Origin of the sequence: Prevotella sp. P4-67 (assembly GCF_002251325.1) — a bacterium.
Classification (GTDB): domain Bacteria; phylum Bacteroidota; class Bacteroidia; order Bacteroidales; family Bacteroidaceae; genus Prevotella.
This window is the reverse complement of record NZ_NPJL01000065.1, coordinates 88637-102901: the sequence shown is the minus strand read 5'-3', so window position 1 is coordinate 102901 and position 14265 is coordinate 88637. Positions and strand designations below refer to the sequence as shown.

Annotated in this window: 11 protein-coding genes; 6 read left to right on the top strand and 5 right to left on the bottom strand. The window is 52.3% G+C overall.

Features of this window, described 5'->3' with window-relative positions; genetic code table 11:
• Positions 1-96: 96 nt before the first annotated feature.
• From CIK92_RS11610 to hpt, 5 genes are all read right to left on the bottom strand, one after another.
• On the bottom strand, positions 97-1224 hold the full coding sequence (locus tag CIK92_RS11610) for a M23 family metallopeptidase (protein WP_022309488.1): 1128 nt from the start codon (positions 1222-1224) through the stop codon (positions 97-99).
• Positions 1225-1277: 53 nt separating this feature from the next.
• On the bottom strand, positions 1278-2069 hold the full coding sequence (gene pgeF, locus CIK92_RS11605) for a peptidoglycan editing factor PgeF (protein WP_254046082.1): 792 nt from the start codon (positions 2067-2069) through the stop codon (positions 1278-1280).
• Positions 2050-3234 (bottom strand): GTPase ObgE, encoded by a 1185-nt coding sequence (gene obgE / locus CIK92_RS11600; RefSeq protein WP_022309486.1) that lies wholly within the window; start codon positions 3232-3234, stop codon positions 2050-2052. Before obgE ends, pgeF begins: the two co-directional genes overlap by 20 nt.
• A 136-nt stretch (positions 3235-3370) precedes the next feature.
• Positions 3371-3943: an adenylate kinase gene (locus CIK92_RS11595; RefSeq protein ID WP_094389170.1), complete on the bottom strand. Its 573-nt coding sequence runs from the start codon at positions 3941-3943 to the stop codon at positions 3371-3373.
• Positions 3940-4479 carry a hypoxanthine phosphoribosyltransferase gene (gene hpt, locus CIK92_RS11590; RefSeq protein WP_022309484.1) on the bottom strand — a complete coding sequence of 180 codons (540 nt, stop codon included), beginning with the start codon at positions 4477-4479 and terminating at the stop codon, positions 3940-3942. The genes CIK92_RS11595 and hpt overlap by 4 nt, the downstream gene beginning before the upstream one ends.
• A gap of 91 nt (positions 4480-4570) precedes the next feature.
• Between hpt and CIK92_RS11585 the strand changes: the two genes are divergently transcribed.
• The 6 genes from CIK92_RS11585 (at position 4571) to CIK92_RS11555 (ending at position 14263) form a co-directional block, all read left to right on the top strand.
• The gene (locus tag CIK92_RS11585; protein ID WP_094389169.1) at positions 4571-6085 is read left to right on the top strand and encodes an NAD(P)H-hydrate dehydratase; all 1515 of its coding nucleotides are present in this window, start codon (positions 4571-4573) and stop codon (positions 6083-6085) included.
• Positions 6086-6126: 41 nt separating this feature from the next.
• Positions 6127-7167: a DUF4831 family protein gene (locus tag CIK92_RS11580; protein WP_094389168.1), complete on the top strand. Its 1041-nt coding sequence runs from the start codon at positions 6127-6129 to the stop codon at positions 7165-7167.
• 635 nt (positions 7168-7802) lie between these two features.
• Complete coding sequence (locus tag CIK92_RS11575; RefSeq protein ID WP_022309481.1) at positions 7803-8123, top strand: nucleoside triphosphate pyrophosphohydrolase family protein; 321 nt, start codon at positions 7803-7805, stop codon at positions 8121-8123.
• Positions 8124-8921: 798 nt separating this feature from the next.
• The gene (locus CIK92_RS11565) at positions 8922-11642 is read left to right on the top strand and encodes a type I restriction endonuclease subunit R (protein ID WP_094389167.1); all 2721 of its coding nucleotides are present in this window, start codon (positions 8922-8924) and stop codon (positions 11640-11642) included.
• Between the two features lie 10 nt (positions 11643-11652).
• Positions 11653-13086 carry a type I restriction-modification system subunit M gene (locus CIK92_RS11560; RefSeq protein WP_094389166.1) on the top strand — a complete coding sequence of 478 codons (1434 nt, stop codon included), beginning with the start codon at positions 11653-11655 and terminating at the stop codon, positions 13084-13086.
• A 4-nt stretch (positions 13087-13090) separates the two neighbouring features.
• Entirely contained in the window at positions 13091-14263 is a 1173-nt protein-coding gene (locus CIK92_RS11555; RefSeq protein WP_173823840.1) for a YhcG family protein, read from the top strand.
• Positions 14264-14265: the final 2 nt, after the last annotated feature.

Genomic DNA, 14265 nt, shown 5'->3' with positions numbered 1-14265 from the left:
CTGCTGTGGTCTGGAGTCTATGGATGGTCAGCCAGTGGTTGTCGCTGCCGTCGGCGGGGCGATGGCGGGCGGGACGGAGGCGTGGGGTAGCGGGGGCTATTTCTTGGTCTTCACGCTGCCGTTCTTTCCCAGCACGAGGGTGGTGGCTTTCAGACTGCGCTTGGTATGGTCGAAGATGGTGGACGGATTGATGCGCACGCCACGGTACTTGACCTCGAAGTGCAGGTGCTCGGTGGTGGCCCGGCCCGTGCGCCCCGTGAGTCCGATGACATCGCCAGCCTTGACCTTGTCGCCTACCTTGACCAGATTCTTGTACTGGTGGGAGTAGAGCGTCTCAAAACCGAAAGCGTGGCGGATGATGATGCAGTTGCCGTAGCCCGAGAAGGGGGCTGAGCGGGTGACGACGCCGTCGAAAGCAGCCACGATGTTGTCTTTGGGCTTGGTCTTGAGGTCTACGCCACTGTGGCGCCGTCTGCCGCCATAGGGGCTGATGACCTTGGCACCCGGGAGCGGGTAGGCCCAGTGCTCCTCCTCTATCTGGGTAAGGTCGAGCTCGAAGCTGCTGCTGTTTTCAAACGGGTTGGTTTCCTCGTCGGGGTCGAGGGTCAGTCCGCGCTTCTCGTTGCTCTCTCCGTCGATGTGGGTTATACGGATATTGGCGCCGCGCTTCTCGAACGCCAGCACCTGACGGTAGAGTCGGTGGTTGCGGGCATTGACGATGGTGGCGGGGTTGACGCGTGAGCCGTTGACCATGATGAAGAAGCGGCAGAGACCCTGCTCGCCGTCGTTGCCGATGATGGCGATGGTCTGTCCGGCCTTTACCGTCTGTCCGCTCTGCACCAGGTTCTGCGCATTGTTTTCATAGACAGTCTCCAGACCATTGTCGTGGCGTATCACGATGACATTGCCGTGGCGGTCCATCTTTCGCGCGAGTCGTACGCAGCCGTCAAACATGGCCTTGACGGCATCGCCCTTCTTGGAGGTGATTTCCAGCCGGTCTTCCTTGTCAGAGAGCGTAGCCTTGCCCACGGGCAGCGGGAAGCTGTAGGCTCGGTCGCCCATGCTGGTGAAGTCGATGCTGAAGGCTTTGCTCTTGTCAAAGAGTCCGGGGGTGCTGATACTTATCTGCTGGGTTTCGGCTGGGGTGAACTTGATGTTGGCTGGGGTGGATGCCGACAGCAATGTCGCCAGCAGGGCCCATGTCAGTGTATGCTTGATGTTCATATATATAAAGGTAGACTTTTAGGAGTAAGGGTTAATGGTCGGGGTGTGGGATGTCATTGCATCAGGATGCCAGTGTAGATGCGTCCGGAGTCGATGCCGAGACGGCGCGCCGAGAAGTAGTCGTCGGCATGGTCGAAGGTACAGATGCCGGCATGGTGGATATGCTCGGGCGCCACGCCGCAGCCGATGAGCTCCCGGATATTGATGCCGGGCAGGTCAAGGTGCCACTTGGTGTGCCACTCGGCGGTCTCGGTGAGGTCGAAGCCGGCCTGCAAGAACTGGTCGTAGACCTCCTGTCCCACTTCAAAGTTGGCGAGCGAGATGCCTGGTCCTACCACGGCGAGCAGCCTGTCGGGGGTGGTGCCGTAGTGGAGCTGCATGGCCATGACGGCACGCTGGCAGATGCGCTGCAGGGTGCCGCGCCATCCGGCATGGATGGCGGCGGTGGCGCGGGCCACGGGGTCGTAGAGCAATACAGGGATGCAGTCGGCGGTGGAGACTCCGATGCACACGCCGGTCATCGAGGTCGTCACCATGTCTACTCCGTCGAGTATCTTGTCGCGCACGGCGTTGCTCATGTCGAGCAGTTCGGCCGCCACGGCGCGGTGCTCGATGCCGTGGACCTGATGGGGGAGGACGATGTGGGAGGCGGGCAGTCCGAGCCTGTCGGCCAGCAGCTGGCGGTTGCGTGCCACGTGGTCGGCGCTGTCTCCGCAGTAGGGGTTGATGTTGAACGAGGCGTAGTTTGCCTCACTCACGCCGCCATGTCGGGTGGTGGAGAAGGCTGTGACCCCTTCGCCGAGGTCATAGCAGAGCAGACGGGGTTCAGTCTTGCTGGTCATCATAGTCCTCCTCGTCGTATTCGAAATCTTCCAGGTCTTCGATATCTTCGATGTCGTCTTCATCGACAAACTCGATATCCTCGCCCTCGTCGTGGAGCTCTTCGGCAAAGCGGCTCATATCCTTGTCGCGGTGCACCAGCGTGTCTTCGGCTGTGATGTCTGCCAACTTGTTGCTCTCGCTGTTGAGCTCACGCCACAGGATATCCTTGAGCTCGGGCAGTCCCTTGCCGGTGACGGCAGAGATGAACACCACGGGGAGATCGTCGGGCAGAGTCTCGCGCAGCATGTCGATAAGCTCGTCGTCGAGCAGGTCGCACTTGGTGACCGCCAGCACGCGGTGCTTGTCGAGCATCTCAGGGTTGAACTGCTGCAGTTCCTTGAGCAGCACTTCATATTCGCGCTTGATATCGTCGGTGTCGCCGGGCACCATGAAGAGCAGCAGCGAGTTGCGCTCGATGTGGCGGAGGAAGCGCAGTCCCAGTCCCTTGCCCTCGCTGGCTCCCTCGATGATGCCGGGGATGTCGGCCATGACAAACGACTGGTGGTCATGATAGTCTACGATGCCCAATGAGGGCTCGAGGGTGGTAAAGGGATAGTTGGCTATCTTGGGCCGTGCGCTCGAAAGCGACGAGAGCAGGGTGGACTTTCCGGCGTTGGGCAGACCTACCAGTCCGACGTCGGCAAGCAACTTGAGCTCGAGGATGATGGTCATCTCCTCCATCGGTTCGCCCGGCTGTGCGTAGCGAGGAGCCTGGTTGGTGGCTGTGCGGAACTGGAAGTTGCCCAATCCGCCGCGTCCGCCCTTGAGCAGCAATACAGTCTGTCCGTCATAGTTGACGTCGCACACGTATTTGCCCGTCTCGGCGTTGTAGACCACAGTGCCGCAGGGCACGTCGATATAGATGTCCTTACCATCGGTGCCGTGACACTTGTCGCGGCCACCATTGCCTCCATGTTCGGCAAATACGTGACGCTGGAACTTGAGGTGGAGCAGCGTCCAATAGTTGTGATTGCCACGGAGGTAGATGCTTCCTCCGCGTCCTCCATCGCCACCGTCTGGGCCACCATTAGGGTTGTACTTCACGTGGCGCAGGTGCATACTGCCGCGTCCGCCCTTGCCCGAGCGACAACAGATTTTTACATAGTCAACGAAATTGGATTCTGCCATAATTATAATAGATGATAAGGAGTTGGTGAAAAGTGGAGTCTAATAAAACGAAAAAAGGTTGAAGCGCCGTGTCGTGCTTGTCGTATCTATCTGCATAGGTACGTCTGCCGGCACGCTGCTTCAGCCTTTTATGATATTACAAATTGTCGATGACGGCAGTGATGTCGCCAAAGATGCGGTCGAGCTCACCCAGACCGTTGATGTGATGGTGTATGCCTTCTTTGGCGTACCATTCAATGAGGGGAGATGTCTGGTTGTGATAAACGTTGAGGCGCTTCTTGATAGTCTCTTCGTTGTCATCGCTGCGTCCGCTCTGCTGTCCGCGGAGTATGAGACGCTTCATCAGCTCGTCTTCGGGAACGTCGAGCTCAATCATGGCAGCCACCTTGTGTCCGCGCTCAGCCAGCATCTTCTTGAGGGCTTCAGCCTGGGGGATGGTGCGGGGGAATCCGTCGAAGATGACTCCCTTGTGCTCTTTGCCGAAGCTGTCGTATACGCTGGCAAGGATGTCTATCATCAGCTCGTCGGGGATAAGCTGTCCCTGGTCGATATAACTCTTGGCGGTCTTGCCCAGCTCGGTTCCGTTCTTGATTTCATTGCGCAACACGTCGCCGGTAGAGATGTGCTCAAAACCGTACTGAGCAATCATCTTGTCGCTTTGGGTGCCTTTGCCCGAACCGGGGGCACCGAAAATAACTATATTCTTCATCCTTCTACTAATGTATAAATGTCTCTGAGGTTACGACCCTCCTGGTCGTAGTCAAGTCCATAGCCCACGATGAAATCGTTGGGGATTTCCATGGCTGCATACTCTATGTTGAGGGGTATCTTCAGTTTCTCGGGTTTGAGCAGCAGCGTACAGATGTGCAGCGAGTTGGGGTTGCGGGTGCCCAGGGTGTCGAGCATGCGCTCCATGGTCTTGCCAGTGTCTACGATGTCTTCGACGATGATGACGTCGCGTCCGGTTATGTCTTCGTTGAGTCCCATCACTTCGACCACCTTGCCTGTAGAGACGGTGCCTTCATACGATGCCAACTTGACAAACGATATCTCGCATGGGATAGTGATGTGGCGCATCAAGTCAGCGGCAAAGACAAACGAGCCGTTGAGCACGGCCAGGAGCAGGGGCTTCTTGCCCTCCATGTCATGGTTGATCCTGTCGGCGACGGCCTTGACGCGTTGCTGGATTTCGTCCTCGCTAATAAACGTTTTGAACCTTTTGTCCTTAATCTGTACGATACTCATGAGTATGAATTTAATAATTTCTCGACAAAATTACAAAAAATATAGGAAAACAGCTACGATAGTTAGTCATTTTTTCGTATTTTTGCAAGGTATGAAAATATTTACGAGCAGACAGATAAAGGAGTGGGACAGATATACCATCGAACACGAGCCCGTGAAGAGCATCGACCTGATGGAACGCGCGGCGTCGGCAGTGGCCGATGAGATAGCCCGACGCTGGGTGCCCATGAGGGTAATTGTCTTTGCCGGACCCGGCAATAATGGCGGTGATGCCCTGGCTGTGGCGCGCTTGCTGGCAGAGCGCAGTTTTGCCGTGTCGGGCTATCTCTTCAACATCCACAATAACCTCTCGCCCGACTGTGCCGCCAACAAGAAACGGCTGGTCGAAAGCGTCAAGGTGGAAGAATTTGTCGAGGTCAAGGTAAACTTCGACCCGCCCGTGCTCGATGCCGATACGCTCGTTGTCGACGGACTCTTCGGGGCTGGGCTCGACAAGCCTCTCGCCGGAGGCTTCTCTTCGCTCGTCAAGTATATCAACCAGAGTGAAGCGCCCGTGGTGAGCATCGACCTGCCTTCGGGCCTGATGCCCGAAGACAATTCGAGCAATGTCAGAGCCAACATCGTGCGCGCCACCCTTACCCTCACTTTTCAGCAGCTCAAGCTCTCGATGCTCTTTGCTGAGAACCAGCCCTATCTGGGCGAGGTCAAGGTGCTTGACATCCGTCTCTCCAAGTCTTTTGCAGAGAGTAAGGACAGCCGCTTCTCGCTCGTCGAGGAGGGAGAGTTGCGCTCGTTTCTGCGCCGTCGTTGGCCCTTTGCCCACAAGGGAGAGATGGGCCATGCGCTGCTGATAGCCGGCAGCTACGGCATGTCGGGAGCGGCGATACTGTCAGCCCGAGCCTGTCTGCGCTCGGGAGTGGGCAAGCTGTCGGTGCATACGCCCAAGGCCAATTATACCGTCATGCAGATGGCGGTGCCCGAGGCAGTGCTGCAGATGGATGCCAGCGAACTCAGGTTTACCGAGGCGTTAGACACCATAGCCTATTCGGCCATGGGTGTAGGTCCCGGACTGGGTACCGACGAGACTACGGCCCTCTCGCTCATATCCCAGCTGCGCCGAGCCAACTGCCCGGTGGTCATCGACGCCGATGCCATCAACATACTGGCTGCCCATCGCGCTTGGTTGCAGCAGTTGCCCAAGGACTGCATCCTCACGCCCCATCCCAAGGAGATGGAGCGCCTGTTGGGGGCGGCGTCGCACGACAGCTGTGAACTGCTCAACCGCGCATCGGAAATGGCAGCGCGCCTCCAGGCATACATACTGCTCAAGGGACACTACACCGCCCTGTGCCTGCCTCGGGGACAAGTGATATTCAACACCACGGGCAACGCCGGAATGGCTACTGCCGGATGCGGCGATGTGCTCACGGGTGTCATCACCGGACTTCTGGCGCGGGGCTACCAGCATCAGCAGGCCTGCATGCTGGGTATGTATCTCCACGGACTTGCCGGAGACCTGGCAGTGCGCACCAAGGGAATGGAGAGCCTCGTGGCGAGCGACATTGTGGACTCCCTGCCCGCAGCGTTCCGCTACATCGAAGACTGATAACATCATAGACAATACAAAAGCAAATTATAACACACGCAATGAAAAAGTATATCCTTTCGGCGCTGATGCTGCTTGCCGGCATGGGCGTTTCCCTGGCCCAACAGACTGTGGCCGGAACCACTTACTTTCTGCCCAAGACGGCGCTGAGATTTGCCGTCAAGGTAGAGAAGACCACCTACACCCCCGGACAGTTTGCCATGTACGCCTTCCGCTACATGAAGAAGAAGGACGTGGCGCTCCATCCCGCCGAGACCTATAGGGTGGTAGACATCCGCATGAACACCATCGGTGTGCCCGATTCTACCAAGCAGTTTACCCTCAATCTGGATAAGAAAGTCAGCATCAGCGAGGTAGACCGCGACGAGAGCGGACTGCTGCTCGCCATCAATGCCAAGGGACGCCAGGTGGCGCTGCCCGAGCGGTTTGTGCCGGCTCCCAAGCAGCCACAGCCCAATCCCAACGACTATATGAACGAGGATATCCTCTCGGCTGGAAGCACCGCCAAGATGGCTGAGCTCACCGCCAAGGACATCTATGACATCCGCGAGAGCCGCAACCAGCTCGCACGCGGTCAGGCAGACTTTATGCCCAAAGACGGCACCCAGCTGCGCATCATGATGGAGAACCTCGATGCCCAGGAGCGTGCGCTGTTGCAGACCTTTGAGGGAACCATGGTGAGCGACACCGTCGAGACCATCATCACCTTTGTTCCCCAGCCCGACGAGGAGCGCAGCGTGCTCTTCCGCTTCTCCCAGCATCTGGGTATCACCGATGCCGACGACTTGGCGGGTACACCTTATTATATAATGGTGGCTCCAGAGGGCAATGTGCCCGAAGGCGGACCTGCCGAGAAGGAGTCCAAGGACAATTTCGGGCTCTGCGTCAACATCCCCGACAAAATCCAAGTCACGCTCACCCACGACAGCCGTATCGTGAAGACCTATGAGTGCTACGCCGGACAGTTTGGACGTACCGAGTATCTCAGCGCCGAGCTCTTCGGCAAGAAGAATACCAGCCACATCCTGCTCAATCCTATCAGCGGAAGCATCGAGAAGATAGAGAGCGAGACGCTGAAGTAGCCCCGCATCCCCCGCGGTCATCGGCTGATGGGCGGTCATAAAGTCCTCCGTCAGCCCCTTGCCAGCGGGCAAAATGAAGGCCATCGACACGCAATAAGAGATTTTTAATATATTAAAATCGGAAAATGCTATGCATATTTTGTAAAAAGTATGTAACTTTGCAGTCGTAATAGTGAAACAAAAAAGAAGCATTTATATGAAGTGTGTAACTATTTGGTTGAGAAAATGATGTAAAGATTTGAAATTCTGTAAACTTTTTAATCAGTCGGAGGACTGGAGGCGACGGGCAATGCCCACAGATGTTGTGATAACATTGCGTCGGGTGTTAAGGTGGTTACTTACAACCGCTCGTTGTTGATATTAAAAAGTCTTTTTCCTTAAACAAAACAAGTTTTTGTCCCGCCGAAGAGTATGATGTCGAGAGACATGGGCTTTCAGGCGTTTTTTTTATGCCCTTACGTGTAGCCTCCGCTGCGCCCTCGTGCCCTTTGCTCTCTTTCTTTTCCCTTGTCGTCGGGCGCCAAGCCAGATGGCAGGCTCTGGAAACTGCTCCCATTCTTTTTCCCGTTATCCATACAACATTTGCGAAGTTCGCGCGTTACCATTATAATAGAACTATACAACAAATACTGCTTATGGATTTTGATGAATATCAGCAGAAGGCACTCGCCACCGCCATCTATCCCCATCCCATCGTCTACCCCACATTGGGATTGACCGGTGAAGCCGGCGAGGTGGCCGACAAGGTAAAGAAAGTGATACGCGACAATCAGGGAGAGTTCAGCGACGAGCGCCGCCTCGAGATAGCCAAAGAGATAGGCGACGTACTCTGGTATTGTGCCATGCTCGCCCACGACCTCGGCTATACCTTTGACCAGATAGCCCAAATCAATTGCGACAAGATAGCAGCCCGCAAAAATGCCGGAACGATACACGGTGAGGGCGATAACCGATAGGGTGGAGACAGGTATCGTCTCGGAATCATATACCACCCGCATCATTTCCGCTTTCACTATGCCGAAATGAATAGAGATGATGTCTGTTTGTAATTCCTTGTCCTGTTTTTCTAAATCATTCTTGTATTTCTCGGTTTCGATATGCTAATTATCTAAATCATAGTTTGCCACCATGTATAACATAAGTGCCACATGTAAGTAGCCCGTCCTCTTGAATATGCCTATAACGACAGGTATAAGACTGATGATGCAGCAGAAGTCTGTTGAAGTTGCGTGTCTTCTATCGTGTATGCCGGTTTGTGGCGAAAGTTCTGGAGGCTTTATGGAGTGTAGGATAATTGACCCATTCGACAATTTTCTTTCTGATAATGTAAATTTTCAATAGATTTACAAAGCGTTCTCACATACTTTGTGTATCTTTGCCATACATATATTAAAAGGTATGCCAAAAGAACAGGTCATTAGATTGAAGATAGTTCTTGCCGAGAAGCAGAGATTCAATAAGTGGCTTGTCGAACAGTTGGGTAAGAACTTGGCAAGACATCCAAGTGGATGATAAATGCAAGTCTGCCAGACCTTAAAAACCTTCTGCGCATTGCGAAAGCATTGAGTGTAGATGAGGCAAGATTGTTAAATATTGAAGTGGTCATCGATGATGGCGTATGAAGCCAATGTGCCAAGCCGATTTCTTGCAAGGGAAAGGTAGGGGACATGATTCGTAGTGGAAAAGGGCATGATATGCTGCCGTTGATAACTTCCGATAATATGCTATTATCAGAAAAAGAGGAGGAATAACCTATGACGCCAGAGGAAAAAGCGAGAATAAAGATAGACCGTTGGTTCGCAGAAGCAGGTTGGCAGGTAGTCAACCGTGACGAGTTTGAACCTACGATGTCTGCTGTGGCTGTGCGTGAGGGATTGCTCGAAGGTAATCTCGAGGCCGACTATCTTATGTTTGTCAACGGCAAGGTTTGTGGTGTGCTGGAAGCCAAGCGTGAGGATGTCGATGTCGCTTCGGATATAGTGAGCGACCAGGTGGCCACTTACGCCAAGAGTGTTCCTGGCTGCTACCAGACTTGGCAGAAACCTACGCCCCTTTTATTTAAGTCTAATGGCAAGGTTGTCTTATTCCAAGATTTTCGCAAGACAAACACGGAATGGGATACAATCAACCGTATCCATACGCCCAAAGAGGTCGTAAGTATGCTTGGCATCGACGACCCGTTTGCCGGTTTGCCTACGTTGAGCAAGAAGGGATTACGTGACTGTCAGTATGAGGCTGTCACCGAGTTGGAAAAGAGTTTCCGTAGTGGGCAAAAGCGTGCCCTTATGGTACTGGCAACTGGTGCGGGAAAGACTTATACGGCGTGCCTTGCAGCCTATCGCATGCTGACGTACACCCCGATGCGTCGAGTGCTATTCCTCGTCGACCGCAACAATCTCGGACGGCAGGCCGAGAATGAGTTTGGTACGTTCCGCCTTACAGGCAATGGTGAGGCGTTCAACAATATCTATGGAGTGGAGCGCTTGAAGTCGGCAAAAATACCATCCGACTGCAATGTGCTGATTTCAACCATTCAGCGTCTGTTCTCACTGCTGAAAGGTGAGGACATCGTGGACAATGACGAGGATGACAATGACGAGGCGACAGCCGAAGTGAGGCTCCCTGCCACTCCCAAGCTGCCCCATGATTTCTTCGACTTGATTATCATCGACGAGTGTCACCGCAGTATTTACGGCAACTGGCGCAAGGTGCTTGAATACTTTGACACCGCCCGACTGATAGGTCTTACCGCAACGCCTATTCCCGAAACTATGGCTTTCTTCAACAACAACCGCATCGTAAACTATACGCTTGAGAAGAGTATCGTGGATGGTGTGAATGTGGACAACCGCGTGTATCGCATCATGACAGAGGTGACGGAGAATGGCGGCGCAATCTTGAGGGGCGACCGAGTGCGTGTGGAGACTCGTTATACGGGCCAGACGGTGGAGATAAGTACGCGCGAGACTAAGAATTATTCCAAGGCAGAGCTAAACCGCTCTATAATCAATCCCTCTCAGATAAAACTCATTCTTACCACATATCGCGATGCCGTGTATACGGAAATGTTCAATGACCCACAGCGTGAGCCAAACTTTGCCTATCTTCCCAAGACGCTTATTTTTGCGCTCAACGAGATGCATGCCACCAATATCGTGAACATAGCCAAAGAGGTATTTGGAGAGAAGTGTCCCGATGCCGATATGGACCGATATGTACAGAAGATTACCTATTCGTCGGGCGACAGCAATGAACTCATCCGCCAGTTCCGCAACGACCGCGACTTCCGTATCGCCGTCACTTGCACGCTGGTGGCTACGGGTACCGACGTGAAACCACTCGAAGTGGTAATGTTCATGCGTGACGTGGAGTCCGAACCGCTTTACATTCAGATGAAGGGACGCGGCGTGCGCACCATTGGTGACGAACAGCTTAGAGCAGTGACTCCCAATGCCTTCAGCAAGGATTACTTTTTCCTTGTCGATGCTGTGGGTGTCTCCGAGCACGCGAAGTCTGTTGCCAGACCAAGCGATAGTCCCGATATCGTCAGGTTGACACTGAAGCAATTGCTTGAGCGCATCGCTCATGGCAATCTGTCTGATGAGTATCTGAAACGTCTGGCTTCCACTTTGTCCCGATTGCACAATAAGTCCGACGACTCTCAGCGTGCAGAGTTCGAACGGTTGGCAAGCGACTCTATGAACGCTATTGCACAGCGTATATACGAGGCATTGGAGGGCGACACGCTGCCGCCTTACTATGATGTCAACGCCCCCAACAACGAGCGCAAAGGTCTTGTCGCACCTGTCGCCAATCATGCCGATGTGCGCCGATACATTCTTATTCTTGCGGCTGGCTTTGTCAATACGCTCATGCCTGGCGAAGATACGCTTATCTCTAAAGGCTTCTCATTGGAAGAAGCCGAAGAGACAACAGAGGCTTTTGAGCAGTACTGCAATGAACATGCAGACGAGATTGAGGCATTGCGCATCATCTATAACCAGAGTGGCGATCCTATCACTTATAGCATGATGAAAGACCTGGAGAACAAACTGAAGATGGAGAACTCTCGCTTCAGTACGAGGCAGTTGTGGAACTCTTACGCCATCGTTAGTCCTCATTGTGTGCGCCGTGCCACCAAGAAGGAAGAGAGCGAGGCAATTACCAACATCATACAGTTGGTGCGCTTTGCCTTCCACCAGATAGAACGGCTTGAAAGTGTCTGCACTACAGCCCGGCAGTATTTCAATCTTTGGTGCGGACAGTGGCACCGAGAGATAACGGATAGGCAGAAAGAACTGATGAGCCAGATTGTGGACTATGTGGCAAGCAATGGCGCTTGCACCATCGATGATATTCGCGACGACGACCGCACGCAGGCTGCACAGATGATAGCAGCGTTCGGTTCCAAGCAGAAAGCTGATGACGCTCTTCTCTCTTTGTTTAATTTTGTAGTTTTAGGTAAAACAGCATAACCATTTAAGTATGACAAACAATACATCTACCGAGCAGTCGCTCACCAAGAAAGTATGGACTCTTGCCACCACTCTTGCCGGAGTAGGAATTGGCTTTACTGACTATATCACCCAACTTACCTATCTGCTTTTCCTGAAGATGGATGCAGAGAATGTGGAAATGTTTGGTGAGAACTCGGCTATTCCTGACGGCTACCAGTGGCACGACCTTACCAGTCTGGATGGTCTGGACCTTATCACGCAGTACGAGGAAACGTTGAAGATTCTTAGCGCCCAAGGCAATCTTATCGGTACCATCTACACCAAGGCGCAGAACAAGATAGACAAACCCGTGTATCTGAAGAAAGTCATAACGATGATAGATGAGGAGCAATGGCTCGTTATGGATGGCGACGTGAAGGGTGCCATCTATGAGAGCATATTGGAGCGCAACGGCCAGGACAAGAAGAGCGGCGCTGGACAGTACTTCACGCCGCGTCCGCTCATCACGGCTATGGTCGACTGTGTCAATCCGCAGATTGGCGAGACCGTATGCGACCCTGCTTGTGGTACGGGTGGCTTCCTCCTTTCGGCCTACGATTATATGAAAAATCAATCGGCAAGCAAGGAGAAACGCGACTTCCTGCGTAACAAGGCTTTGCGTGGCATGGATATCACACCTCTTGTGGTCACGCTCGCCTCTATGAACCTCTATCTGCATGGTGTGGGCACAGACCGTAGCCCCATCACTTGCGAGGACTCGTTGGAACGAGAGCCTAAGTCGTTGGTGGATGTGATTCTTGCCAATCCGCCTTTCGGTCAGCGTCCAGCAGGTTCGGTGGACTTGAACCGACAGGACTTCTATGTAGAGACCAAGAACAACCAGCTTAACTTCCTCCAGCACATGATGCTGATGCTGAAGAATGGCGGCCGTGCCGCAGTGGTGCTTCCTGACAATGTGCTCTTTGAGGGTGGCGCCGGCGAGACTATCCGCAAACGCCTTCTCTCTGACTTCAATCTTCATACCATTCTCCGTCTGCCTACGGGAATTTTCTATGCACAGGGAGTGAAGGCCAATGTGCTGTTCTTCACCAAGGGGCAGCCCACCAAGGATGTCTGGTTCTACGATTACCGTACGGATGTCAAGCACACCCTTGCTACCAACAAGTTGGAGCGTCGTCATCTCGACGACTTCGTGAAGTGCTACAATCCCGCTGACATCAACAATCGCACCGAGACTTACGATGCAGATAGTAATCCATCGGGCCGTTGGCGCAAATACAGCATTGACGAGATAGTAGCCCGTGACAAAACTTCACTCGATATCACCTGGATTAAGCAAGGTGGCGAGGAAGAGGAACATACCTTGGAAGAGCTGATGGCTACTATAAAGGAGCAGAGCCAGAGTATCAGCAAGGCGGTGAGTGAGTTAGAGAAGTTGTTGGGAGATATTGACGAGGATTGATAAAATGGCAAACAACATTATAGATAATAATATAAGTTCTTTGCAAGAAAAGCAGTTCGCAGAGGTTGTAGAATTAATTATACAGCATAAATGCCGTGCTTCTGTAGCCGTGAATAATGAAACATTATTCACGGCATGGTCTGTAGGTAAGTATGTGTCTGCTAAACTCAAAAACGAAGAATGGGGAAGTAAGGTCGTTTCTCAATTATCGGAATATATTCGTGCAAAACGTCCAGATGTAAAAGGCTTTAGTCGAAGCAGTATTTATAATATGGTGATGTTTTATGAAGAGTACTCCTCTGACGCATTTCAAAAAGTCATCGGCATGTATCTTTCTGCAAATTCATCATCAAACAATGATATTGGGTATCGTAATTATTCAAACTTGCAAGATTCCGAACGCAACAATCAAGCAACGGAAATTGTCCAGATGCCGTCTGGACAATTTCCTGATGTGTTGTGTTTGACGACTTTATCTAATCATTATGACATCTTGTGTCGATGTCGTAGCTCTGAGGAACGTTTATTCTATATACTTTATGCACATAAAGAAAATCTGAAGAACAAGGAGTTGCAACGTGCTATTTCTACGCAAACATATGAAACATTATTGCGAAGAAAAATTAATCTGTCGAAAGGATTGCTTGAAACATACCCCGACTCACCAATAATGTTCAAAGATACTTACTTTGTGGATTTCCTCAACTTGCCAAAGAAACATAATGAGTTGCACCTTAAGCATGGACTGATAGAACATATGAAGCAATTTATCCTTGAGCTGGGGAAGGACTTCATATTTATGGATCAAGAATATTGTTTGACTGTTGGTGCTTCTTCGTTCAAGGCTGACTTGCTGTTCTTCCATCGCGGACTACAAGCTCTCGTTGCTGTAGAATTAAAGAAAACGAAGTTCCATCCGCGCGACCTCGGTCAGTTGGAATTCTATCTTGAGGCTCTTGACCGTGATGTAAAGCGTTCAAACGAAAACCCTTCTATTGGTATCATTCTATGTCCCGATGCCGACAAGGTGGTTGTTGAGTATGCTATGAGTCGTAGCATGAGTCCGACAATGATAGCAGAGTATAAACGCATCTTGATACCACAGGAACAAATGCAACAGCAGTTAAGAGAGTTTTGCCAATTCTTTTTAACTGAAGACAACCCGAAAAAGAAATAACA